Annotated in this window: 23 protein-coding genes, 1 pseudogene and 1 riboswitch; of the genes and pseudogenes, 3 read left to right on the top strand and 21 right to left on the bottom strand. The window is 54.4% G+C overall.

From position 1 onward, the window contains the following. Positions 1 to 123 precede the first annotated feature (123 nt). The 10 genes from BRO54_RS10960 to BRO54_RS10915 all read right to left on the bottom strand — a co-directional run bounded on the left by BRO54_RS10960 (position 124) and on the right by BRO54_RS10915 (position 11,213). Positions 124 to 1,917 carry an ATP-binding protein gene (locus BRO54_RS10960; protein WP_074043932.1) on the bottom strand — a complete coding sequence of 598 codons (1,794 nt, stop codon included), beginning with the start codon at positions 1,915 to 1,917 and terminating at the stop codon, positions 124 to 126. Next, positions 1,917 to 2,660, bottom strand: coding sequence for a response regulator transcription factor (locus BRO54_RS10955; protein WP_476701666.1), 744 nt, complete (start codon positions 2,658 to 2,660; stop codon positions 1,917 to 1,919). Before BRO54_RS10955 ends, BRO54_RS10960 begins: the two co-directional genes overlap by 1 nt. A 78-nt stretch (positions 2,661 to 2,738) precedes the next feature. Continuing rightward, positions 2,739 to 3,926: a c-type cytochrome biogenesis protein CcsB gene (gene ccsB, locus BRO54_RS10950; RefSeq protein ID WP_011231762.1), complete on the bottom strand. Its 1,188-nt coding sequence runs from the start codon at positions 3,924 to 3,926 to the stop codon at positions 2,739 to 2,741. Beyond that, entirely contained in the window at positions 3,913 to 5,571 is a 1,659-nt protein-coding gene (resB, locus tag BRO54_RS10945) for a cytochrome c biogenesis protein ResB (RefSeq protein ID WP_074043931.1), read from the bottom strand. The genes ccsB and resB overlap by 14 nt, the downstream gene beginning before the upstream one ends. A gap of 13 nt (positions 5,572 to 5,584) precedes the next feature. Further along, positions 5,585 to 6,109 carry a thiol-disulfide oxidoreductase ResA gene (resA, locus tag BRO54_RS10940; protein WP_074043930.1) on the bottom strand — a complete coding sequence of 175 codons (525 nt, stop codon included), beginning with the start codon at positions 6,107 to 6,109 and terminating at the stop codon, positions 5,585 to 5,587. Between the two features lie 142 nt (positions 6,110 to 6,251). Then, positions 6,252 to 6,983, bottom strand: a complete 732-nt coding sequence (locus tag BRO54_RS10935; RefSeq protein ID WP_074043929.1) for a pseudouridine synthase — start codon at positions 6,981 to 6,983, stop codon at positions 6,252 to 6,254. 136 nt (positions 6,984 to 7,119) lie between these two features. Next, the gene (locus tag BRO54_RS10930) at positions 7,120 to 7,653 is read right to left on the bottom strand and encodes a spore maturation protein (RefSeq protein WP_074043928.1); all 534 of its coding nucleotides are present in this window, start codon (positions 7,651 to 7,653) and stop codon (positions 7,120 to 7,122) included. Further along, positions 7,653 to 8,249 carry a nucleoside recognition domain-containing protein gene (locus BRO54_RS10925; RefSeq protein WP_074043927.1) on the bottom strand — a complete coding sequence of 199 codons (597 nt, stop codon included), beginning with the start codon at positions 8,247 to 8,249 and terminating at the stop codon, positions 7,653 to 7,655. Before BRO54_RS10925 ends, BRO54_RS10930 begins: the two co-directional genes overlap by 1 nt. Next, entirely contained in the window at positions 8,242 to 9,390 is a 1,149-nt protein-coding gene (locus BRO54_RS10920; RefSeq protein WP_074043926.1) for a D-alanyl-D-alanine carboxypeptidase family protein, read from the bottom strand. Before BRO54_RS10920 ends, BRO54_RS10925 begins: the two co-directional genes overlap by 8 nt. A gap of 509 nt (positions 9,391 to 9,899) precedes the next feature. Then, positions 9,900 to 11,213 carry a superoxide dismutase gene (locus tag BRO54_RS10915; RefSeq protein ID WP_074043925.1) on the bottom strand — a complete coding sequence of 438 codons (1,314 nt, stop codon included), beginning with the start codon at positions 11,211 to 11,213 and terminating at the stop codon, positions 9,900 to 9,902. 179 nt (positions 11,214 to 11,392) lie between these two features. On the opposite strand from BRO54_RS10915, the gene BRO54_RS19490 reads away from it, so the two are divergent. Then, entirely contained in the window at positions 11,393 to 11,572 is a 180-nt protein-coding gene (locus BRO54_RS19490) for a DUF2935 domain-containing protein (RefSeq protein WP_275651045.1), read from the top strand. A gap of 173 nt (positions 11,573 to 11,745) precedes the next feature. Here the strand turns inward: BRO54_RS19490 and BRO54_RS10905 are convergent, their stop codons facing one another. The 3 genes from BRO54_RS10905 to BRO54_RS10895 all read right to left on the bottom strand — a co-directional run bounded on the left by BRO54_RS10905 (position 11,746) and on the right by BRO54_RS10895 (position 13,776). Further along, on the bottom strand, positions 11,746 to 12,147 hold the full coding sequence (locus BRO54_RS10905) for a hypothetical protein (protein ID WP_074043924.1): 402 nt from the start codon (positions 12,145 to 12,147) through the stop codon (positions 11,746 to 11,748). 18 nt (positions 12,148 to 12,165) lie between these two features. After that, positions 12,166 to 12,822 (bottom strand): SMC-Scp complex subunit ScpB, encoded by a 657-nt coding sequence (gene scpB, locus BRO54_RS10900; RefSeq protein ID WP_074043923.1) that lies wholly within the window; start codon positions 12,820 to 12,822, stop codon positions 12,166 to 12,168. 198 nt (positions 12,823 to 13,020) lie between these two features. Next, positions 13,021 to 13,776, bottom strand: coding sequence for a segregation/condensation protein A (locus BRO54_RS10895; RefSeq protein ID WP_074043922.1), 756 nt, complete (start codon positions 13,774 to 13,776; stop codon positions 13,021 to 13,023). Positions 13,777 to 13,969: 193 nt separating this feature from the next. Between BRO54_RS10895 and BRO54_RS10890 the strand changes: the two genes are divergently transcribed. Then, positions 13,970 to 14,509 (top strand): DUF309 domain-containing protein, encoded by a 540-nt coding sequence (locus BRO54_RS10890; protein WP_074043921.1) that lies wholly within the window; start codon positions 13,970 to 13,972, stop codon positions 14,507 to 14,509. 22 nt (positions 14,510 to 14,531) lie between these two features. Here BRO54_RS10890 and BRO54_RS10885 read toward each other — a convergent pair whose 3' ends face one another. The 7 genes from BRO54_RS10885 to BRO54_RS10860 all read right to left on the bottom strand — a co-directional run bounded on the left by BRO54_RS10885 (position 14,532) and on the right by BRO54_RS10860 (position 19,392). Then, complete coding sequence (locus BRO54_RS10885) at positions 14,532 to 14,888, bottom strand: GNAT family N-acetyltransferase (RefSeq protein ID WP_074043920.1); 357 nt, start codon at positions 14,886 to 14,888, stop codon at positions 14,532 to 14,534. Between the two features lie 120 nt (positions 14,889 to 15,008). After that, positions 15,009 to 15,473 carry a 6,7-dimethyl-8-ribityllumazine synthase gene (ribH, locus tag BRO54_RS10880; RefSeq protein WP_074043919.1) on the bottom strand — a complete coding sequence of 155 codons (465 nt, stop codon included), beginning with the start codon at positions 15,471 to 15,473 and terminating at the stop codon, positions 15,009 to 15,011. A 20-nt stretch (positions 15,474 to 15,493) separates the two neighbouring features. Then, positions 15,494 to 16,687 carry a bifunctional 3,4-dihydroxy-2-butanone-4-phosphate synthase/GTP cyclohydrolase II gene (locus BRO54_RS10875; protein ID WP_074043918.1) on the bottom strand — a complete coding sequence of 398 codons (1,194 nt, stop codon included), beginning with the start codon at positions 16,685 to 16,687 and terminating at the stop codon, positions 15,494 to 15,496. Positions 16,688 to 16,707: 20 nt separating this feature from the next. Next, positions 16,708 to 17,352 carry a riboflavin synthase gene (ribE, locus tag BRO54_RS10870; RefSeq protein WP_074043955.1) on the bottom strand — a complete coding sequence of 215 codons (645 nt, stop codon included), beginning with the start codon at positions 17,350 to 17,352 and terminating at the stop codon, positions 16,708 to 16,710. Next, positions 17,307 to 18,449, bottom strand: a complete 1,143-nt coding sequence (gene ribD, locus BRO54_RS10865) for a bifunctional diaminohydroxyphosphoribosylaminopyrimidine deaminase/5-amino-6-(5-phosphoribosylamino)uracil reductase RibD (protein WP_013144840.1) — start codon at positions 18,447 to 18,449, stop codon at positions 17,307 to 17,309. The genes ribE and ribD overlap by 46 nt, the downstream gene beginning before the upstream one ends. Positions 18,450 to 18,656: 207 nt before the next feature. Continuing rightward, positions 18,657 to 18,789, bottom strand: a riboswitch (FMN riboswitch). A 47-nt stretch (positions 18,790 to 18,836) separates the two neighbouring features. Continuing rightward, complete coding sequence (locus BRO54_RS20815) at positions 18,837 to 18,965, bottom strand: hypothetical protein (RefSeq protein ID WP_014196248.1); 129 nt, start codon at positions 18,963 to 18,965, stop codon at positions 18,837 to 18,839. Next, on the bottom strand, positions 18,952 to 19,392 hold the full coding sequence (locus BRO54_RS10860; protein WP_074043954.1) for a peptidylprolyl isomerase: 441 nt from the start codon (positions 19,390 to 19,392) through the stop codon (positions 18,952 to 18,954). The genes BRO54_RS20815 and BRO54_RS10860 overlap by 14 nt, the downstream gene beginning before the upstream one ends. Positions 19,393 to 19,576: 184 nt before the next feature. On the opposite strand from BRO54_RS10860, the gene BRO54_RS10855 reads away from it, so the two are divergent. Continuing rightward, the gene (locus BRO54_RS10855) at positions 19,577 to 20,455 is read left to right on the top strand and encodes a DUF1002 domain-containing protein (RefSeq protein WP_074043917.1); all 879 of its coding nucleotides are present in this window, start codon (positions 19,577 to 19,579) and stop codon (positions 20,453 to 20,455) included. 71 nt (positions 20,456 to 20,526) lie between these two features. Here the strand turns inward: BRO54_RS10855 and BRO54_RS10850 are convergent. Then, a pseudogene (locus BRO54_RS10850) lies at positions 20,527 to 20,863 on the bottom strand (diaminopimelate decarboxylase); the annotation flags it as partial.

Below are 20,863 nucleotides of genomic sequence, written 5' to 3'. Positions count from 1 at the left end.
TCTATCATAACATTATATATTCTAGTTGTCTATACCAATTAAAACAAACGTTGACCTCCAACTGGTTCGCTCCGGCATGAAAGAAGCAGGGAAGCTGCGGCTTCCCCGCTCTTCCAAACGGCGCTACGCTCCTTTCGGTCCGCGGGCCGGCAAATAAAAAGAAAACGTCGTTCCTTCGTTCAGTTTGCTGTGAACGGTAATGAGCCCCTTATGCGCTTCGACGATGTTTTTGGCGATGGCAAGGCCTAACCCGGTGCCGGAACGGCCGCGCGTGCGCGCTTTATCGGCTTTGTAAAACCGTTCAAACACAAACGGCAAATCCTCTTCGGGAATGCCGGAACCAGAGTCTTGGACATGGATCGTCACGCCGTCGCCGCTTGGTTCGATGATGAGGCGAACTGTGCCGCCCGATTCCGTATGGCGGATGGCGTTGTCAATTAAGTTCGTCAGCACCTGTTCGATCCGATCCGGATCGAGAGCGATTTCGATGTCCCGGTCGCGAAACTCGGCTGTCAGCTCAATCTGCTTTTCTTTCGCCAGCCCGTAAAACTTGCGGATCACCCGCTCGATGTAAGGAACGAGCTTGACTTGTTCGTACTCTAGCTCGATATGGCCAGCTTCCATGCGCGCCAAGTCAAGCAAATCGTTAACAAGGCGGCCCATACGCAGCGACTCGTCATAAATGACTTTCGCCATCTCTTTCTTCTCTTCTTCGCTCGCCGCGATATCGTCGATGATCGCCTCGCTGTAGCCTTGGAGCATGGCAATCGGCGTGCGCAATTCGTGCGAAACGTTGGCGATAAAGTCTTTGCGCAGCTTGTCAAGCCGCCGCTCTTCGGTCATGTCGCGCAAAACAGCCACCGCGCCGCGCACCATCGTTTTGCCGTACAGCGGCGTCATTAAAATAACCCACGTCCGCCCCTGCAGCGTCACTTCGGTCGATTGCTCCTTCTCCTCGCGAACGACGCGGGCGAACAGCTCTTTCACTTGCGGCGGCAACGGCGCCATCGCTTCCGCATCATTCCCTTGCTCAAAATACCACGCCTGCAAAAACCGCTCAGCCGGCGGGTTCGTAATCAAAATTTCCCCGTCGCGGTTAAACGTAATGACGCCATCGGCCATGCTGCTTAAAATGCTGGCGAGCTGTTCTTTTTCCTGGTTTAAGGCGTTGATGTTAAACTGCAGACGCCGTCCCATTTGGTTGAACGCCATCGCCAGCCCACCGATCTCATCGTTCGTTAAAATCGGCACTTTCATATCGAAATGGCCCCTCGCCATTTCGAACGCGGCTTGCCGCATTTTCCGGAGCGGAGCGGTGATGCGCGTCGACAAGAAAAAGGCAAAAAACGTCGTCATGACAATGGCGATAAACGCGGCGAGAAAAATTAACTCTTTCGTCCGCTCCGTCGCGTCGGCGATCGCCTCGAGCGACTGATAGATAAACACAGCTCCTCGGCTGCCATCCGGCATCGACATCGGCACGCCGACGATGATCATATCACGAGGCAACTTTTTCTTTGGTTGCCATTCGGGCGTATACAAACGCTTTTTCACCGTTTTCCCGTCTGTCAGCACACGCCGCAAGTCCCGATCTTGGCGGATCGACGACAGCGGCATATTGTCCAAACCAGCGTCGCCAGGCGAATACCAATAGTGCGACTCATCGGCGACGATGACGGCTTTCGTTCGATTGTCCACAAGCGTCCAAGCGATCGAGCGGGCAAGCTGCTCGTCGCGGTAATCGTGCATCACCTCGGCCACTTTTGTCGCCAGGCGGGTCAAGTCGTTTTCCGCTTCCTGCACATAATAATCTTCCAAAAATTTAATAAGCAAAATGCTTAAAATAAACAGCACGCACGAAACGAGCAACAAAATCGTAAACCATAGCTTGCCGACGACGCTGCGAAACAGCCACATCAGTCGTTCACTGCCTCAAACTTGTAGCCGACGCCCCAGACGGTGACGATCATTTTTCCCGCCTGCGGCGACGCTTTATTCAACTTTTCGCGCAACCGTTTAATGTGGGTGTCGACCGTGCGCAAGTCGCCGAAAAACTCGTAATGCCATACTTCCTTCAACAGCTGTTCGCGGTCGAACACTTTGTCGGGCGAGCGGGCCAAAAAGAGAAGCAACTCATATTCTTTCGGCGTTAAGCTGACTTCCTTGCCGTCGACCGTCACCCGGTGGGCATCGTTGTCAATCGTCAAATGCGGAAACACAAGCACGTCTTTCGCCGTCGTCTCCACCGGCGCGTAGGCGGCGTTCGCCGCGCGGCGCAACAGCGCTTTTACGCGCAGCACGACTTCGCGCGGACTGAACGGCTTGACGATGTAATCATCCGTGCCGACTTCAAACCCTTGCACGCGGTTGGATTCTTCGCCTTTTGCCGTCAACATCATAATCGGCGTCGTTTTTTGCTCGCGGATTTCTTTGCACACCTCAATTCCATCTTTGCCCGGCAGCATCAGATCGAGCAAAATGACGTCATAATCATTCGTCAACGCCTTCTCCAACGCTTCATTGCCGTCGCCGGCCTCATCGATCACATAGTTTTCCCGCTCCAAATACATTTTCAAGAGCCGCCGGATGCGCTCTTCATCGTCAACCACTAAAATACGGATGGTTTTTTCTTGTTTTTCCAATGCTTTGCACCCTCCCATCATCAATGGAAACACTCCCTATTTTCTAGTTTACCGAAAAACCGGATGCTCGCCAACAGAGCATCCGGTTGTTTTCCATTATGTTCCGGCGTACGAGTGCAATCCCGCAATGACGAGGTTGACCGCCACTAAGTTAAACATAATAATGGCAAAGCCGATGACGGCGAGCCATGCCGACTTTTCACCATGCCAGCCTTTTGACAAACGAAGGTGCAAAAAGGCAGCGTAAAACAGCCAAGTGATAAGCGCCCATACTTCTTTCGGGTCCCAGCCCCAAAAACGCGTCCAGGCGATTTGCGCCCAAATCATCGCGAAAATGAGCGCCCCGAGCGTAAACACCGGAAAGCCGATCGCCACCGCCCGATAGCTGATCTCATCAGTCAAATCCAAGTTAACGTTCTTCACGAGCGGCTTGAGCGCGGCGGCAACGCGCTTGCGCAAGAGAAGCCGAAGCATGATGTACAGCGCCGTTCCGGCTATGAGCGACCAGATGACCGTATTGAGCTTTCTTGCATTGATGATCGCCGGCATCTCAACAAGCGGCTCCATGCGGCCGGCGCTTTCTTTCATAAGCTCCCCTTTGTGCGGCCCAACGAGCGCCGGCATATCGTAGATGACCTCAACCGTCTGCTTGTTTTTGTCGACCCACGTGAACTTCGCTTCATACCCAGAAAGTCCGAACGCTGTCGAAACGATGACAAAGCCGAGCGTGGTAATTAAGCAAAACATGACCACTTCGAGCCAAAACGTCCGTTTCGACGGCTTCGATTGATCAACGACGCGAATCAAATAGATGAGCCCAGCGACAAAGCTGATGGCCAAAATCGCTTCACCAGCCGCCGCCGTCGTCACATGGATGTGCAGCCAATCGCTTTGCAAGGCGGGAATGAGCGGCGAAATTTCCCGCGGAAACATGCTTGCGTAAGCAATCACAAGCAACGCGACCGGCAGCGCAAACAAGCCGAGCACACTCAGCCGGTAAATGAAATAAATAATAATGAAAGCAGCAACCAGCATCATGCCGAAAAAGGTCGTAAACTCGAACAAGTTGCTTACGGGCGCGTGCCCGGCGGCGATCCAGCGCGTCACAAAATAGCCGACTTGGGCGAGAAAGCCGATGATCGTCACGGAGATGCCAAGCTGCGACCAACGATCCTTCTCTTGCCGTTCTTTTCGCTTGTCGCGAATGGCGCCGCCAAAAAAGAACGTGCCGATTAAATATAGAACGAACGCGATATATAGCAACGTGCTGCTAAGCTGTACCATGCGCTTGTCCTCCTTGTCCGGCTTTTTTTTCGTTTTCGAGCTGATCAGCCGGCATCATGACGCCGGTGCCGTCAAGCAAACGGCGCAGTTCGTTTTTCAAGCCGAACCAGTTTTTATTCGTATGCGCGGCGATCCATAGCTCGCCGTTTACCCGCTGCACCCAAATGCGGCGGTGGTTCCAATACATCCCTTGGATGAGCCCGATCATGAAAATCGCGCCGCCTACCCCTAAAATCCAAAGCGTAAAGTCGCGGCGGACGGTCAAACCGGAGACATTGCGGGTTTGAAGCCCCGCGAACGCCATTTTGTATTTGTTGTTGCCAAACGGTTCGATCGTCTGCTGGATGGCGACAAAGCTTACTTCCCCTTTCGGACGGTCCGGCGCGTACATTTTGAACACGAACGCCGGATTGTTCGGCACACGCGACTTCGTTGACGGATTGCCGTCTTCATCAAACTCAAAATCAGGAAAATAGCTTAATAGCTCAACGCGATACCCATGTCCGAGATTGTACGACTCTTTCGGATCATACAAATCGACCGTCACCGTGCCGAACGTTTTCCCCGACTGCTTGTCCGCCAACTGAAATGACATCGCTTTCGGCTCATTCAAGCGGAAATCGACTTGGTAGAGCGCATAATGGTCGAACTCCAGCGGCTCGTTGACGCGAATCGGATACTCCTTCACTTTTTCAAGCTTCGGCTTGGCGCCGGGGATCACAGGGCCGACGCGCTTATACAACACGACGTTTGTTTGATAGTTTTTGGCGATCATCCCGTTGCCGACGCGGTCGATGGCAGCGTTGAACACTTCGTTGTCCTTGCCTTTCTCATATGTTTCAAAAATAAATTTTTCGCTCTTTAAAAAGTAGCGGCCGTTCGTCCCAGGAATTTCTTTCGTTTCTCCTTCCGGGATCCACATCACCCGGTCGATGTACATGCCGGGAACCGAACGGAGCATCGCTCCGATCAAGAAAATGATGAGACCGATATGGTTGACATACGGCCCCCAGCGGGAAAACCGCCCTTTTTCAGCGAGCAAATGCCCGTCTTCCTCGCGGACATGGTAGCGCCGCTTCGCCAGCCGCTCTTTCAACACAGCCATCGTCTTGTCGAGATCGCTCACATGCGAGACGCCAAACAGCCGCTGCCGCTCTAAAAAGCGCGGATGGCGCTTCACCCCTTGCCGCTTCAAGGCGCGGTAAAGCGGAATGACCCGGTCCAAGCTGCAAATGACGAGCGAGACGCCGATTAAGGCGATGAGCAAAATGTACCACCATGAGCCGTACAAGTTGTTAAAGCCGAGCTCATAATACAGCTTCCCTGCCCAGCCGTACTGCTGCTTGTAATACTCCGCCGGATCGGCGTTCGGCGGAATGTACATTTGCTGAGGGAAAATCGTGCCGATCACCGAAGCGATGAGCGTGATGACGATGAGCGCCACCCCGACTTTGACCGACGAGAAAAACGCCCAAATTTGGTCGATCATCGTTTTTTTATACGTTTGCGATCGGCGCGCGCTTCCTTCGTAGCGCATGTCCAAAAGCGGTTTCTCTCCCAAATCGGCAAGCGGCTTGCCGCACGATTCACAAAACGCCGTGCCGTGCGGATTGACATGGCCGCATTCGCATTTGACGTGTTCCATGGCGCAAAACTCCTTACGGTTTGATGCTTTCTAGATGACGCTGAATGTCATCTTTCGTCATCGTTCCAGTAATGATTTGTTTCACTTCGCCGTTTTTGTCAATCAAAAACGTCGTCGGCAGCGGCCCGACGTTGTAAGCGTTCAATACTTGATCTTGACGATCGATCACAATCGGAAATGTCAGGCCGAACCGTTCGGCGAATTTTTCGACGCTCAACTTCGGTTCACCGACATTGACAGCCAAAATTTCAACCCCTTGTTTTTTGTAAATCGGGTACAGCTCGTTCATGTACGGCATCTCCCGCTCGCACGGCTTGCACCACGTTCCCCAAAAGTTCAAAAAAACGCCTTTGCCGCGATAGTCTGAGAGACGATGTTCATGCCCTTTCAAATCGGTCAGCACAAAATCAGGCGCCGTCGAACCAACAGCGACCGCCGTTTTCTCCGTGAAAAAGTTCGTGTAAATCGTATAGCCGATCGCCGCGAGCAACACGAGCAAAATCACTGTTCTCATCACTAAACGCTGTTGTTTTTTCATCGTTCAAACCCCTTTACGTTTCTCCTCCCCCGCAACCAACGCCGCAAGGGAGGCAAGCGGTTCACAATCTCCCATTTTCCATTATAGCAAAGTTCCTCGCTCGTTTATGCGCAAGGATATGAACGTTATGTGACAATCTTCGTCATTTTCTTCCCCCGGATTGGGCCAGGACGCGCAGCAGCTTCACCTCATGCGGCGTCAGCTCGCGGTATTCGCCCGGTCGCAGCCCTTTCAAATCAAGAAACGCGTACCGCTCTCGCTTCAGCTTCAGCACCTCGCAGCCGATCGCTTCAAACATGCGGCGCACTTGCCGGTTTCGTCCTTCGTGAATACGGATTTCCACAATGGCTGTCCCCTTCTTCCGGTCGGCGGAGAGCAGCTTCACTTTCGCCGGCGTCGTCATGCCATCTTCTAACTGCACCCCTTGTTCGAGCCGTTTCAGCTGCTCGTGTGTTGGAATGCCTTTCACTTTGGCAATGTACACTTTTTCAATTTCATACCGCGGATGCATGAGCAGGTTGGCAAAGTCGCCGTCATTCGTCAACAAAAGCAGCCCAGACGTATCATAGTCAAGCCGCCCGATCGGATAAATGCGTTTGTCCAGATCTTTGAAAAAATCGGTCACCACTTTGCGGCCTCTGTCATCTTTGACGCTTGAAATCACCCCGCGCGGCTTGTACAGCAAATAATACACCGGCTCCTCGCGCTCGATCGGGATGCCGTCGACTTCGACATCATCGCGCGGCCCGACTTTGACGCCGAGCTCGGTGACGACGCGGCCGTTCACTTTCACCCGTCCTTGCAAAATGAGTTCTTCCGCCTTGCGCCTTGACGCGATGCCGGCGCGGGCGATCACTTTTTGCAACCGTTCCATTCTCTCTCACCTCTTTCATCATCTTACCCTTTCCGCTCGACAGATACAAGCAGGGCGCTTTTCTATTTTTATCATTCCTCTTTGGGGCCAACCAAAAAGCCCGCCCATTGGGCGGGAAAACAAAACAGAGGCGCCGCTAGCGCCCGAATACAAACAAAACGATGAAAACAGAAACAATAAAGCTGAGAATGTCGGCCAAAATGCCGACTTTTAACGCGTCACCCATTTTTTTGACGCCGACGGCGCCAAAATAGACGGTGAGCACGTAAAGCGTCGTCTCCGTGCTGCCTTGGATCGTGGAAGCAAGGCGCCCGATGAACGAATCCGGGCCGTAAGTAGCGATCAAATCGGTCGTCATGCCGAGCGCCGCCGTGCCGGAAAGCGTACGGAGAGCCGCAAGCGGAACGACTTCGGCCGGCAGTCCAATGGCATCGGCCAGCGGTTTGATCACTTCCATCATGGCATCAAGCGCCCCTGAGGCGCGGAAAATGGAAACCGACACCAACATGCCGACCAAATACGGGATGAGCGAAAATGCGATCTCGATCCCTTCCTTGCCGCCTTCCACAAACGCTTCGTACGTCGGCACTTTCTTTGCTGTACCGTAAAGCAAAATAAAAACAATGAGCGCAGGGATCAGCCAAACGGAAAGAAGTTGGACGATGGCCATTATGGCTTCCTGCCTTTCCGCATCCGTTTCCAGTAATAGTACCGGTCAATCAATACCGCCCCAATCGTCGAAATCGTCGAGGCGATGACCGTTGTGCCAATAATCTCCCCCGGCGATGCCGAACCGTACGTCATGCGGATCGAGATGACAGTCGCCGGAATGAGCGTAATGCTCGATGTGTTAATGGCCAAAAACGTCACCATCGACCGGCTCGCCTCGTCGCGACCGCCATTGAGCTTTTTTAGCTGTTCCATCGCCTTTATGCCCATCGGCGTCGCCGCATTGCCAAGACCGAACATGTTGGCGACCATATTCGAGACGATATAGCCGAGGGCGGGATGGCCGGGCGGCACCTCCGGAAACAAGCGGCGTACGAGCGGCATAAACAGGCGCGCCGCTTTGTCAAGCAAGCCGGCGCGTTCAGCGATCGCCATCAGCCCGAGCCAAAACACGAGAATGCTGATCATGCCGATGCTGATCGTCACCGCTTCTTTGGCGCTTTCAAACACCGCTTTGTTCACTTCGTCCATCGTGCCGTTGGCCGCCGCAAAGACGATGCCAATGACCGCCATCATCACCCAAATGAGGTTAACCATCGCTTCTCACACCTAAAAAGCGAAATGCTTGCCATAAAAACCCTCGGCCGCTTTCTTCCTTTCCCGGTTCATACAGCAGCGGCACCGAATCAACCGCCTTTTGATGCAAATAAAGCACCGCCTTTCCGACCTCTGTCGGTGCCCGTTCTGGGTATTTTCCCCATTCCTTGCGCGGCTTCAGCAAATACACTTTCACCCGCAGCCCGCTCTCCTCTTTATCGGTCACCGGATATCGCAAATCGCGGACCGCCTGCAGCCGCCCGCGGTAAAACGGATCAGAAATTTTGTCGACCACCCTCTCGCTGCTCACTTTGGCGATGTGATAATGGGAAAACCCGTATTCGTACATAGCGATATGGTCGTTCCAATCGTCCGGTGCATCCAACGTCACGGCGATCAAATCGATGCCGCCTTTGGACGCCGTCGTCACGAGCGTGCGATGGGCCCGTTTCGTATAGCCGGTTTTGCCGCCGGTGCAATATTCGTAAAGACTTGTCAACAACTTGTTTTTATTCCGCCACACACGCGCGCCGTCTTCGCCGGGCGGAGCGGGGGCGCGGTACACCTTCGTCCCCGATATGCGGCGAAACTCTTTGTTTTTCATCGCATATTGCATGAGCAGCGCCATATCGTACGCGGTCGAGTAGTGGTTTTCCGCGTCATCCAATCCGTGCGGATTGGCAAACTCGGTATCACGCATCCCGATTTCAGCCGCTTTTTGGTTCATTAAAAAAACAAATCCTTCGACGCTGCCGCCAACATGTTCAGCGATGGCCACCGCCGCGTCGTTGCCGGAACGAAGCATCAGCCCATATACCAAATCGCGCAGTTTGATTTTCTCCCCTTGGCGCAAGTAAATCGACGACCCTTCGGTCCGGACAGCGCGGGCGCTGACCGTCACCGTGTCGTCCATTTTCCCTGATTCAATCGCCAAAATGGCGGTCATAATTTTCGTAATGCTGGCGATGCGCCGTTTTGTATAGGCATCCTTGGCAAACAAAACCCGCCCGGAATGTTGCTCTATCAAAATTGCGCTTTTTGCGCTCACCCCATCCATAGCGCGCATCCGCTCTGGAACAAATACCATAATCCCCGCAGCGAGTGCAAGAATGAGCGCAATGAGCCGCTTCTGCTTATTCATCTCATATCGGCGAGGATCCCCCTCCTTCAAGGAGCGGGGAGGAATCGCCTGTTCCTCCTTTCCGATTAGGCTGAACGGGCCGCAGCCGAAGAAACGTCGCGGCGGAAACAGGCTGAACCCCAAAGCCGCGTTTTGTACAAGTGTATGCGTCGATGGGACAAATATGATGAAAAAATGCCGTTGCAAGGGGAGACAGCCCTGAACGATCCGCTCCGGCGTTTGCGCTGGGCGCGTTGATGACATTTCCCTGCAACTCATATTTCGCAACCTTTGCATAATATACAAAAAACAACCTGGATATTCGCATAAAAATAATTTTTTATACAAAAATTGTAAAATAATTAATTTTTATTCGGTCAAATCGGGCTTATTTCGAATTTTTATTCAGGGTGCGAAATGTGAGCTGCAAAGAGAAAGCCGCTCCCCGAAACGACGGACAGGTGTCCTGCTTGATCCGCAACGCCTGCTCTCCCAAAAAAAACGGGCAAGGGGGTTTCCTCCCCGCCCGTTTAAAACGGCTGCCAACGAAGCTTCCGCGCCTCATGAAAGCGCTCCTCAACGTTACGCCAGTTGACGACGTTCCACCAATGTTCGATGTACGCCGCCCGATCATTTTTGTATTGCAAATAGTAGGCATGCTCCCACACATCAAGCACAAGAAGCGGGATCACATCCCATTGCGCCATGAGCTGGTGTTTTTCCGCCTGCAAAATTTCCAGCCGGTGCGCTCGCGGCGCCCAAACGAGCAGCGCCCAGCCGACCCCTTCAGCGCTTTTCGCCGCTTCGGTGAAATGACGGCGAAAGGCGGCAAAGCTGCCAAAATCACGCTCGATTTGCGCCCGCAGCTCCCCGCGCGGCTCGCCGCCGCCCTCTGGATGCATGTTGTACCAAAAGATTGTGTGCAAATAATGCCCGGAGCCGTGGAACGCCGCTTCCCTCTCCCAATGTTTCAACAGATCAAAATTGTTCGTCCGACGCGCCTCGGCCATCATTCGCTCCGCCTGGTTGAGACCGTCGACATAGCTTTGGTGATGCTTCGTATGGTGGAGGCGCATGATTTCTTCGGAAATATGCGGCTCGAGCGCATCATAACGGTACGGCAGCGGCGGCAAGACATGACGGCCGGGCGCCGCTTGTTGGCGCGGCTCACCGCCGTCGTCCGCATCCACCCAGCGTCGCTTTCCATCGGTCACGTTGTCCGCTTGGCCCGGCTCGCCGTCAGCTGCATCAGTCGGCGAGTCGGAGAGCTCCGCCATAAAAGCCGGCTCTTGGCCATCCTCAACCCGCTCCACCGTCCCACTGGTGTCAAGCCATCCGTCTTCGTTCTCTTTGTTTTCACCCTCCGGTTCAAGCGACACCGCTTCCCCTTCGACTTGTTCTTGCGTCGCCTCTTCTTCCCGCTCGGCAGCTGACGAATCAGCCAGGCGGACGGCCCGAGTGTATACGTCATCGACAAGACGCTGAAGCTCGTAAATCGCTTCTTCGGTCCATTCATCGCCGTGTCCATCGATGTACGCCAACAAAGACGAAAGCCCGACATCCTCAGCCGTCCTGCGCGCAGACAGCGCCTGCTCAACTTGTCTTCCCCACGCAGCCGCTTCCATGACATACTGGCGGAGCGCACCGACATACACGTCATCAGCAAGGCGCTGAAGCTCGCGGACGGCCTCTTCCGTCCACTCGCCGTCATGCTCGGCAATAAACTCGAGCAGCGACGAAGCGCCATCCGTGCTTGCCCCACGCAAAGCGAGCGTCTCCTTGACTTGATTTCCCCATTCGTTCACCCTAGCCGCATATTGGGCGAACAACACCTGATCGTCCATTTGGTAAAAACCTCCTCCTGTTTTGTTCGCCATATCGTATGCTGTCATGGGGAAATCGTTCTTGTCCGCATTCACCCAAATTCCCGGCCGCTCATACATAGAGGAGCGAGGGCAGTCATCATAAGAAAGATTAAGGAGGGGAAGAGCAGAATCGTCGCCTTCCTCCCCCGCGATGTTTTCTGCAAACAACAAATGAGCAGACCGCTGAACAGGAGGCACTTTTTGAGCTTCGTTTTCTGTCGCCCCTTATGGCCGACCATATGGCGCGTGAGGAATGCTATTACTTGCAAAAGCTGGCGGAAACAACCGGTGAGGTGAAGCCGACGGCGTGCGATCTGACAAAACCGCGGACCGAATAGAGGCGTAAGAACAAAACCGCTCGCTAAACAGACGTTTTTAACAACAAAAAGCGATTCCCTTCAAGGAACCGCTTTTTCTGAAAAAAGGAAGGCTGCTTTGGCGAACCGCCGGCTGCACCAAACTATTTCCCGTCCGAACGGACAGAAAACGCGGCGCCAACCGCGTTTTCTCGTTACGCCGACCGTTCGGGCAAGCGGCACGCGCCGGTTTCCGCCCATTCGCTGACGAGCTCCTGCAACGTTTTGGCGTCCACGCCGGCAAAATAACGGCGCAATTCATCTTCATCGTGAATATAGACGCGCTTGCGCTGCCGATACGCCGGATTTTTCCATAAACAGACAAGAGCGATGATGTCGCGCAAATAAATGTCGCGCCCGTTAGCCGTAAACAGCGGGTCGCTTTCATACGGCAGCAAATCAAGCAGCGCCGCCTCAAAATGGCGCAAATACAACACAGACAGCGTCCGCTCTTCGCCGCCGTCGCGGTACGTGACTTCCGAGCGGTTGAAATAGTCTTCAAACGTGTTCGATTGCGACTTTTGCAGCTCTTCGCCGTGCAAGCGGCAAACGTTCATGAGCGCTCTCCTTCCCGATCAGCCGTTTTTCTTTAGTTTACCATATTCCGGCTGCCCGTCGCTCAAATTTTCTGCTAATTTTTCGAAAAATAAATCCGCTTCCCGCTCGGATTCGCCATCGTCCGCCCATTCCGGCAGCGGCGGCAGCTCCTCGAGCGTTTTCAGCCCGAAATAATCGAGAAATTCCGGGGTTGTCCCGTACAAAATCGGCCGCCCGGTTCCTTCGGCTCGTCCAACCTCTTTAATGAGCGCCCGCGCCATCAGCGTCTGCAATGGCTTGTCGCTTTTTACGCCGCGAATTTCCTCAATCTCCGCGCGCGTAATCGGCTGGCGGTATGCGATAATGGCGAGCGTCTCAAGCGCCGCCTGCGACAGCGGCGACGCCCCCGGCGCCTCGACCAACTTTTTTAAGTACGGAGCGTGCTCTTTTTTCGTCGCCAGCAGAAACACGCCGGCTAGCTCGATGAGCTGGATGCCGCGCTCTTCCCGACGGTAGTCTTCCTGCAGCTCAGCGATCACCGCTTTTGCTTCCGGCTCGCTGACTTCCAACACGGCGGCAATTTGCGAAATCGACAGCCCTTCGTCACCGGCGGCAAACAACAGCGCTTCGACAATCGCCTTCGCCGGCTTGAGCGCGCCGGCGCCGCCCGTTTTTTCCGTTTCGTTTTGTTCCATCGCCCTTCTGCCGCGCCAAACTCGTTGGCGCCCCCTCCTCCTTTCCGCCTGTCTCCGTCGTTTCCCAGCGTCCGTTCCACCGTCGGCCTTCTCAGTCCAACAGGAGTCAACCCTCCGCCTCATCACGGCATGGGCCAAACGGGCAACAAAAGGAAAGCGGTCCGCCGCAGCGAACCGCCGCGGCCAAACCGCACCGCCTCAATCGGCTGGTTTCACCGCAAGAAACAAATCACTGAAATTCCGTTCTTGCTCAACGATGATTTCGTCTTGCTTCATCAACTCTAAAATGGCCAAAAACGTCACGACGATATACGAACGATCGTAGGACGGAAACAGCTCGTAAAAGTTTTTCCGCCCGTTCGCCTGCTTTAGTTCATGCAAAATTTCCGCCATGCGCTGTTCGACGGAAATATCTTGGCGGGCGATTTTCGCCCGCATCGGTTTTTGTAGCTTTTTGCGGCGCAACAGCTTCGACAAGGCGCCAAGCATATCGTATACGTTCACATCAAGCGGCGCCGCCTTTTTCTCATCCGCGTATGCGCTTAAGTCGCTCGGCGGCTTTGTAAACAAAAGCGCCCGCTCCTCTTCACGCCGCTTCAACTCGCGCGCCGCCTCTTTAAACTTTTTATATTCAAGCAGCCGCTGCGTCAGCTCCTCGCGCGGGTCCCCGTCGTCGACCCACTCGATGTCGCCGTCGACGCCTTCCTCATTGGAGGACGGCAACAACATTTTGCTTTTGATCGCAAGCAAGGTGGCTGCCATCACTAAATATTCGCTGGCGATATCCAACTCAAGCTCCTGCATGGCATGAATGTACGCCATATACTGCTCCGTAATTCGCGCGACCGGAATATCGTAAATATCGATTTCATAGCGGTTGATCAAATGCAAAAGCAGATCAAGCGGCCCTTCAAACGCTTCGATTTTGACGTTGTACGGCAATTGCACATCCATCCCACCATTTTTTCCAGAACACCGCCCGTGCGGCTCGTCCCCAGCTGCAGTACATTTATTGTATCATAACGAAGCGGCGAAGCGAATGGAAAACACCCTCTTTTTTGCGCCGCAGGCCGCCGAAGTCGTATAATCAAAGGAGAGCCGCCCGTCTTCACATGGCGCGGCCCACTTTTGAAAGGAACGATGACCGATGTACCCGAAAGCGTATATCGAGTATTTGATCCATTTCCATAGCGATCGCGACTATTTTGAATGCCACGAAATTTTGGAGGAACATTGGAAACAAGACGGTCGAAACAAAGGTTGGCTTGTGCTCATTCAAATCGCGGTCGCTTTTTACCATTACCGGCGCGGCAATGTCTCGGGAGCGCTGCGCCTCATTCGACGGGCGCGGGCGCTGCTTGACGAAACGCAAGAGATGATCCGGCGGCTCGGCCTCGATGACGGGGCGCTCGCCCGCTTGCTCGACGAGACGGCTCGGCGGATCACTCGCGGCGAACCGTACGAAAGCGTCGAACTGCCGATTCGCGACCGTTCCCTTTACGAGGAATGCCAGGCCGCCTGCGCCCGCCGGCAGCTCGTTTGGGGGCGGGCAAGCGACCTAGCAAACCTTAATCTTGTGGATAAACACCGGCGCCGTGACCGCTCGGACGTCGTCGCCGCGCGCGAACAAAAAAAACGGGCCAAAGCGGAAGGAGTTGGCTTCCCTCCCCCTCCGCCGCCCGCCTAAGCGCGGCGCCGCGCTAGTTTCGTTATTCGTTGCACGCATGGCATTTATCGAAAAACGAGGCAGTCCACTCGTTGGCGCACAATCGACGGCCCGGGTACGCCTCTTTCAATGCCTTGACCATCTGTTTTCCGATCCCTTGGTGGCGGTGTGACGGATTGACGCTGATGTGCTGGATTTCCACAACATCAGGAGCGCGCAACAGGACGCCGATAATGCCGACGATGTCATCCCCTTCTTTCCATAAAAACAGCTGCCAATCGTTGTTTGTTTCATACTGTTTCATCGTCTGCTGCAGCCGTTTCAGATCTTTTTCCGTCGGCATAAACGACAACAGTCCCATGGCGATTTTCTCATAGTTTTTTCGGTAACGGATTAACATAAAAATCCCTCATTATCGACAAACGCTTTTCCGAAATGGAAAAGTTTTTGTCATTTTCTCTATACGTATTATAAACATTCTCACCGATATTGTGAACCATTTCATGCCTTTTTACGCAAATTACGCAAGCGTCCGCAAGACGTTCGCCATTTCGATCGCCGACACCGCCGCTTCCCATCCTTTATTGCCCGCTTTCGTGCCGGCCCGCTCGATCGCCTGTTCAATGGTGTCCGTCGTCAACACGCCGAAAATGACCGGAACACCGCTCGTGAGCGCCGCGTGGGAGACACCTTTGGCCGCCTCGCTGCAGACGTAGTCAAAATGGCTCGTTGCCCCACGGATGACGGCGCCAAGCGTAATGACAGCGTCAAACTGCTTCGATTCCGCCATTTTTTTCGCCACAAGCGGGATTTCAAACGCACCCGGCACCCAGGCGACGGTGATGTCGCTGTCGCTCACGCCATGGCGCGTCAAGCCGTCGATCGCCCCAGATAAGAGCTTGCCCGTGATGAATTCGTTAAAACGAGAGACGACGATGCCGATTTTCAGTCCGGTGCCGACTAAGTTTCCCTCAATGACACGCATGTTCGTTGCTCCTCCCATCATTAAAAATGAAGCATATGTCCTAATTTTTCATGTTTCGTGCGCAAATATTTTTCATTTTCCTTTTTCGCTGGCATCTCGAGCGGCACCCGTTCGACCACTTCGAGTCCATGCCCTTTTAATCCGGCGATTTTGCGCGGGTTGTTCGTGAGCAGGCGCATTTTCGTTACACCGAGATCTTTCAAAATTTGCGCCCCGATGCCATAATCGCGCAAATCGGCCGGAAAGCCGAGCTTTTCGTTCGCCTCGACTGTGTCATAACCTTGCTCCTGCAGCTTGTAAGCGCGCAACTTGTTCATAAGGCCGATGCCGCGTCCTTCTTGGCGCATGTAAAGCAACACCCCGCGCCCTTCCGCCTCGATTTGCCTGAGCGCCGCATGCAGCTGCGGACCGCAGTCGCACCGGTACGAGCCAAACACATCGCCGGTTAAGCATTCGGAATGAACGCGCACCAAGATCGGCTCATCCGGGGTGATCTCTCCTTTGACAAGCGCCACATGCTCTTTTCCGTCGAGCACGTTCGTGTAGCCGATGGCGCGAAATTCGCCGAATTCGGTCGGCAGCCAAACGTCCACCTCCCGTTTCACGAGCTTTTCCCGCTGGCTCCGATAGGCGATCAAATCTTTGATCGTGATCATTTTCAATCCGAACTGGTCGGCGATTTGCCGCAAATCAGGAACGCGAGCCATCGTCCCGTCCTCTTTAATGATTTCGCAAATGACGCCGGCCGGCTTCGCGCCGCACAAACGGGCCAAATCGACCGCCGCTTCTGTATGGCCGGCGCGCCGCAAGACGCCCCCCTTTTTCGCAATCAACGGAAAAACGTGGCCAGGACGTTTAAAATCGCTCGCTTTCACATTCGGATCAAGCAGCGCCTGAATCGTCGCCGCCCGCTCGTAGGCGCTGATTCCGGTCGTTGTCGTTTTGTAGTCGACACTCACCGTAAACGCTGTGCCATGCGCGTCCGTGTTATGAGTGACCATCGGCTCAAGCTCGAGCCGCTCCGCCAATTCCTCCGTAATCGGCACGCAGACGAGCCCGCGGCCATGAGTGATCATAAAGTTAATGACATCCGGCGTCGCTTTTTCGGCCAGCACGACAAAATCGCCTTCATTTTCGCGGTCTTCGTCATCGCAAACGATGATCACTTCTCCGTTTTTCAGCGCCGAAAGCGCCGCTTCAATCGTGTCAAACATCAAGCTTGCCCCCTTTTCCTCTATTTATAGCCGTGCTGCTCCAAAAATTCGACCGTCAATTTGGAGGTCGGCGTCGCTTTCGCGGCGAGGAAAGCAGCGACGTACTTGCCGATCATGTCGCACTCGATATTGACGAGATCGCCCGGCCGCTTTTCGCCTAAAATCGTCGCCTCACGCGTATGCGGAATGAGTGAAACGATGAACGTGCGCTCGCTCAGACCGAAAATCGTCAAGCTCGTCCCATCGACAGCGACCGATCCTTTCTCAATCATATAGGCGCGCAGCGAGGCCGGCACTTCGATTTCATAGTAGACGGCGTTCGCTTTCGGCCACTGCCGGATGATGCGCCCGACGCCGTCCACATGCCCGGTGACGAAATGGCCGCCAAACCGTCCTCCAGCCGCCATTGCCCGCTCCAAATTCACCTTCGATCCCGGCTTTAATGTCTTTAGCGCCGTCGCTTTCACCGTCTCCGGCATGACATCGACCGTAAACTGCCGTTCGGTGAACGATGTGACGGTCAAGCAGACGCCGTTGACGGCGATGCTGTCGCCAAGCCGCACATCTTCGAGCACCCGCTTGGCGCCGATCGTCATCACGATGGCGTCGCCGGTTTGCTTCATTTGTTCGATCGTGCCGATCTCTTCAATAATGCCAGTGAACACAACGATTCCTCCTTCCGTTTCGGCGCGGCGACGATTTTGATGTCCGGGCCGATCGTCTCGATGCGGCGGATGTCAAGCTCCACCGCTTCAGCAAGCCGGGCGAAGCCAAGGCCGCCGACCGGCGTCGGCGCCCCGCGGCCGCCGATCAGCTTCGGAGCGATATAGGCGATGACCTCATTGACTGCTCCCGCGCGGAGGAAGCTGTCATGAACGCGCGAGCCGCCTTCGACAAACAGCGACATGACTCCCTGCTCCCCAAGCAGACGGAGCACATCGCGGACATCGATCTGGGCCGTCGGCATTGAAAATACGCGCACCCCAAGGCGCTCATACGCCGCCGCTTGTTCCCGACTGACGCCGCCGGTGATGATCCACGTTTCTGCTTCCTTGTCAGCGACGACATGGGCGTCAAGCGGTGTACGCAATTTTGTATCCAAAATGATGCGCAGCGGGTTTTTCCGCTTTTCCCCAAAGCGGACGGTAAGCTTCGGGTTGTCGGTCAAAACGGTGTTGACGCCGACCAAAATGGCGTCATGCTGCGCACGAAGGCGATGGACATCCTCACGCGCCGCGCTTGATGTAATCCATTTGCTTTCCCCCGTCGCCGTCGCGATTTTGCCATCGAGGCTGCATGCGAACTTCAACGTGACAAACGGCGTTTTTGCGGCGATATAGTGGAAAAACATCCGATTCAATTCGTCCGCTTCGTCTTTTAATACGCCAACATCAACGTCAATGCCCGCTTGGCGCAGCTTGGCAATCCCTTTTCCCGCGACAAGCGGATTCGGGTCGGTCGTGGCAACGACGACGCGACGGACGCCGGCCTGGATGAGCAAATCGGCACATGGAGGCGTTTTTCCATAATGGCTGCACGGCTCAAGCGTCACGTACACCGTCGCACCGCGCGCCTTCTCGCCAGCCATGCGGATCGCATAGACTTCAGCGTGCGGCTCACCCGCTTTCAAATGGGCGCCAAGCCCAACGACCGTCCCACCGTTGACAACGACCGCGCCAACTGCAGGATTGGGAGACGTTTGCCCGACTCCAGCTTTGGCCACATCGAGAGCGAGCCGCATATAATGTTCATCGTTATGCACCGCACTCCCTCCTTCAATAAAAATGAAACCCCCGGGATGTCCCCGGGGGCTCATCGATGAGAGAATGACCAATGATGCGCAAACAAACACATGTTCGCTAATCAAGTTATACCGGCCGGTCGGAAACAAAAGATACTACCATGCCTAGTCGGCCGACAGACGCTGCCCATGCGGTCTGAACCGGCCGAAAACAGCCGTGCGCATATTGGCATCCTTCTCCCATCCAGACTATACTGTCGGCTCCGGAATCGCACCGGATCCTGCCTTTCGGCTCGCGGGCTGAGGGGCGGAAAGCCCCATCACCGCCGGTCGGGAATTTCACCCTGCCCCGAAGGATGCATCACTATATCGTTATGTTCATTATACCACACGAAACGCCCTGCATCATCATTCCGCAACCCAAATCCAATACGCCGCTCCCCACAGCAGGCTGGCCGCAAGCAAAAAGAAAAACAAGCGCCAGTTGTTTCGAACAGTCCGATCATCCTCGCTCATGCGCTGTTTACGGTTCGTCAAATACTTTCACTTCCTTCATCACGTCGCCGTTTTTCATCGTCCTCACGACGTCCATGCCCGATGTCACTTGGCCAAAGACGGTGTGCACCCCATCCAAGTGCGGCTGCGGCTCGTGGACGATAAAGAACTGGCAGCTGCCGGTGTCGCGGCCGCGGTGCGCCATTGACATCGCCCCAGCAACATGTCGGTGTGGATTGTTGTCCGTCTCGCACGGGATCGTATAGCCGGCATCGCCCGTTCCGTTGCCGCGTGGACATCCTCCTTGGCTGACAAATCCAGGGATGACGCGGTGGAACGTCAACCCGTTATAAAAGCCTTCGTTTGCGAGCTTCTCAAAATTGGCCACCGTCACCGGCGCCTCGTTTGGGAACAGTTCAAACTCGATTTTCCCGCCGTTTTCCATTAGAATATATCCTTTTTTCGCCACAAGCATCCAGCTCCTTTTCGACATCGAAACTGCTTTTATCATACCATGATTGCCAAGTGAAACAAAAGAAAAAATGTCTTTTCAAATTCGTGCGCCGCCTGACCGCGTCGCGTTTTTCCGATAGCCAAGCAGGCGAGCGTACGGTATAATGATAATGCATTTTCGTAAACAGGAGGCGAGCTATGTGAAACGAACGATCGCTTCATCGCTGCTGGCGGCGGTGCTGCTGGCATCTCCGGGCATCGCAGCGGCCGATGCCGCGCCGGGCGATGTCATTGTGACGCTCGGGGAAAACTTAACGAATGAACAAAAGCAAAAAGTGCTCGACGAAATGAAGGCGCCGGACGGGGCGCAAACGATCACCGTCTCAAACGTTGAGGAGCATAAATATTTGGACGGACTCATTCCGAAAGCGCAAATCGGCACGCGCGCCATCTCGTCGTCGATGATCACGATAAAAGAGCCCGGCTCGGGGCTTCATGTCGAAACGCACAACATCACATGGGTGACGAAAGAGATGTATACAAACGCCTTGATCACCGCAGGGGTGAAAGATGCCGACATTTACATCACCGCCCCGTTTCCGGTTTCCGGCACCGCAGCGCTGACGGGGCTGATGAAGGCGTATGAAATTTCCTCGGACCAAGCCATCCCTGATGATGTCAAAAAAGTGGCGAACGAGGAAATGGTGCAGACGGCGAAGCTCGCCGATTCGATCGGCGCGGACAAAGCGGTCGCCCTGCTGGCGAAAATCAAACAAGAAATCGCCAACAACCCACCGCAGACGGACGCTGATTTGCGCGCCCTTATTGAAAAAATCGCCAACGACCTTGGCATTACGCTGAGCGAGAATGAAATCAACAACCTGATTTCCCTTTTCCATAAAATGCAAAACGCCAATATTAATTGGGACCAAGTGAACGATCAGCTGAGCAAGGCGAAAGAACAGCTATCGGCGTTTTTGCAGTCAGAAGAAGGAAAAACGTTCATTCAAAACCTTATCGACATCTTCAAAGAAATTTGGAACGCGATCAAATCAGCATTTTCCTCAAATCAACAATGAAAGAAGGCGCCCCAAAAAAGCAGCGGGCGCCTTTTCTTTGTGAAGGCCGTTCTCTTTCAAAGCGGCGGCCTTCACTTTTTCACTTTCGTTTTCAAAGGCAAATCATATTGGATCAAATCTTCATATGTCTCCCGTTTTACAACGAGCTGGGCGTCGCCGTTTTCAACGAACACAACGGCTGGGCGCGGCAGACGGTTGTAATTGTTCGCCATGGAATAGCCGTAAGCGCCGGTGCAAAAAACGGCCAAATAATCGCCCGGCTTCGCTTCCGGCAGGGCGATGTCCCAAATGAGCATGTCGCCTGACTCGCAGCACTTCCCGGCGATCGATACGACTTCCGTCGGCTCGCCGAACACCCGGTTGGCGAGCGCGGCTTCGTATTTCGCTCCGTAGAGCGCCGGGCGGATG

The sequence above is a fragment of the Geobacillus proteiniphilus genome (genome assembly GCF_001908025.1).
Lineage (GTDB): Bacteria > Bacillota > Bacilli > Bacillales > Anoxybacillaceae > Geobacillus > Geobacillus proteiniphilus.
The sequence above is the reverse complement of the archived record's forward strand: the minus strand, read 5'-3'. Positions and strand labels throughout refer to the sequence as shown.

What these genes read in the sequence shown, in the direction of transcription:
- resB (WP_074043931.1), bottom strand. Translation starts at nt 5,571, where the DNA reads ATGGAACACGTCAAATGCGAATGCGGCCATGTCAATCCGCACGGCACG.
- BRO54_RS10875 (WP_074043918.1), bottom strand. Translation starts at nt 16,687, where the DNA reads ATGTTTGACACGATTGAAGCGGCGCTTTCGGCGCTGAAAAACGGAGAA.
- scpB (WP_074043923.1), bottom strand. Translation starts at nt 12,822, where the DNA reads ATGGAACAAAACGAAACGGAAAAAACGGGCGGCGCCGGCGCGCTCAAG.
- resA (WP_074043930.1), bottom strand. Translation starts at nt 6,109, where the DNA reads ATGAAAAAACAACAGCGTTTAGTGATGAGAACAGTGATTTTGCTCGTG.
- BRO54_RS10890 (WP_074043921.1), top strand. Translation starts at nt 13,970, where the DNA reads ATGTACCCGAAAGCGTATATCGAGTATTTGATCCATTTCCATAGCGAT.
- BRO54_RS10905 (WP_074043924.1), bottom strand. Translation starts at nt 12,147, where the DNA reads ATGAACGTTTGCCGCTTGCACGGCGAAGAGCTGCAAAAGTCGCAATCG.
- BRO54_RS10955 (WP_476701666.1), bottom strand. Translation starts at nt 2,660, where the DNA reads ATGGGAGGGTGCAAAGCATTGGAAAAACAAGAAAAAACCATCCGTATT.
- BRO54_RS10930 (WP_074043928.1), bottom strand. Translation starts at nt 7,653, where the DNA reads ATGGCCATCGTCCAACTTCTTTCCGTTTGGCTGATCCCTGCGCTCATT.
- BRO54_RS10925 (WP_074043927.1), bottom strand. Translation starts at nt 8,249, where the DNA reads ATGGTTAACCTCATTTGGGTGATGATGGCGGTCATTGGCATCGTCTTT.
- BRO54_RS10885 (WP_074043920.1), bottom strand. Translation starts at nt 14,888, where the DNA reads ATGTTAATCCGTTACCGAAAAAACTATGAGAAAATCGCCATGGGACTG.
- BRO54_RS10960 (WP_074043932.1), bottom strand. Translation starts at nt 1,917, where the DNA reads ATGTGGCTGTTTCGCAGCGTCGTCGGCAAGCTATGGTTTACGATTTTG.
- ribH (WP_074043919.1), bottom strand. Translation starts at nt 15,473, where the DNA reads ATGCGTGTCATTGAGGGAAACTTAGTCGGCACCGGACTGAAAATCGGC.
- BRO54_RS10915 (WP_074043925.1), bottom strand. Translation starts at nt 11,213, where the DNA reads ATGGACGATCAGGTGTTGTTCGCCCAATATGCGGCTAGGGTGAACGAA.
- BRO54_RS10920 (WP_074043926.1), bottom strand. Translation starts at nt 9,390, where the DNA reads ATGAATAAGCAGAAGCGGCTCATTGCGCTCATTCTTGCACTCGCTGCG.
- BRO54_RS10935 (WP_074043929.1), bottom strand. Translation starts at nt 6,983, where the DNA reads ATGGAACGGTTGCAAAAAGTGATCGCCCGCGCCGGCATCGCGTCAAGG.
- ccsB (WP_011231762.1), bottom strand. Translation starts at nt 3,926, where the DNA reads ATGGTACAGCTTAGCAGCACGTTGCTATATATCGCGTTCGTTCTATAT.
- BRO54_RS10895 (WP_074043922.1), bottom strand. Translation starts at nt 13,776, where the DNA reads ATGGATGTGCAATTGCCGTACAACGTCAAAATCGAAGCGTTTGAAGGG.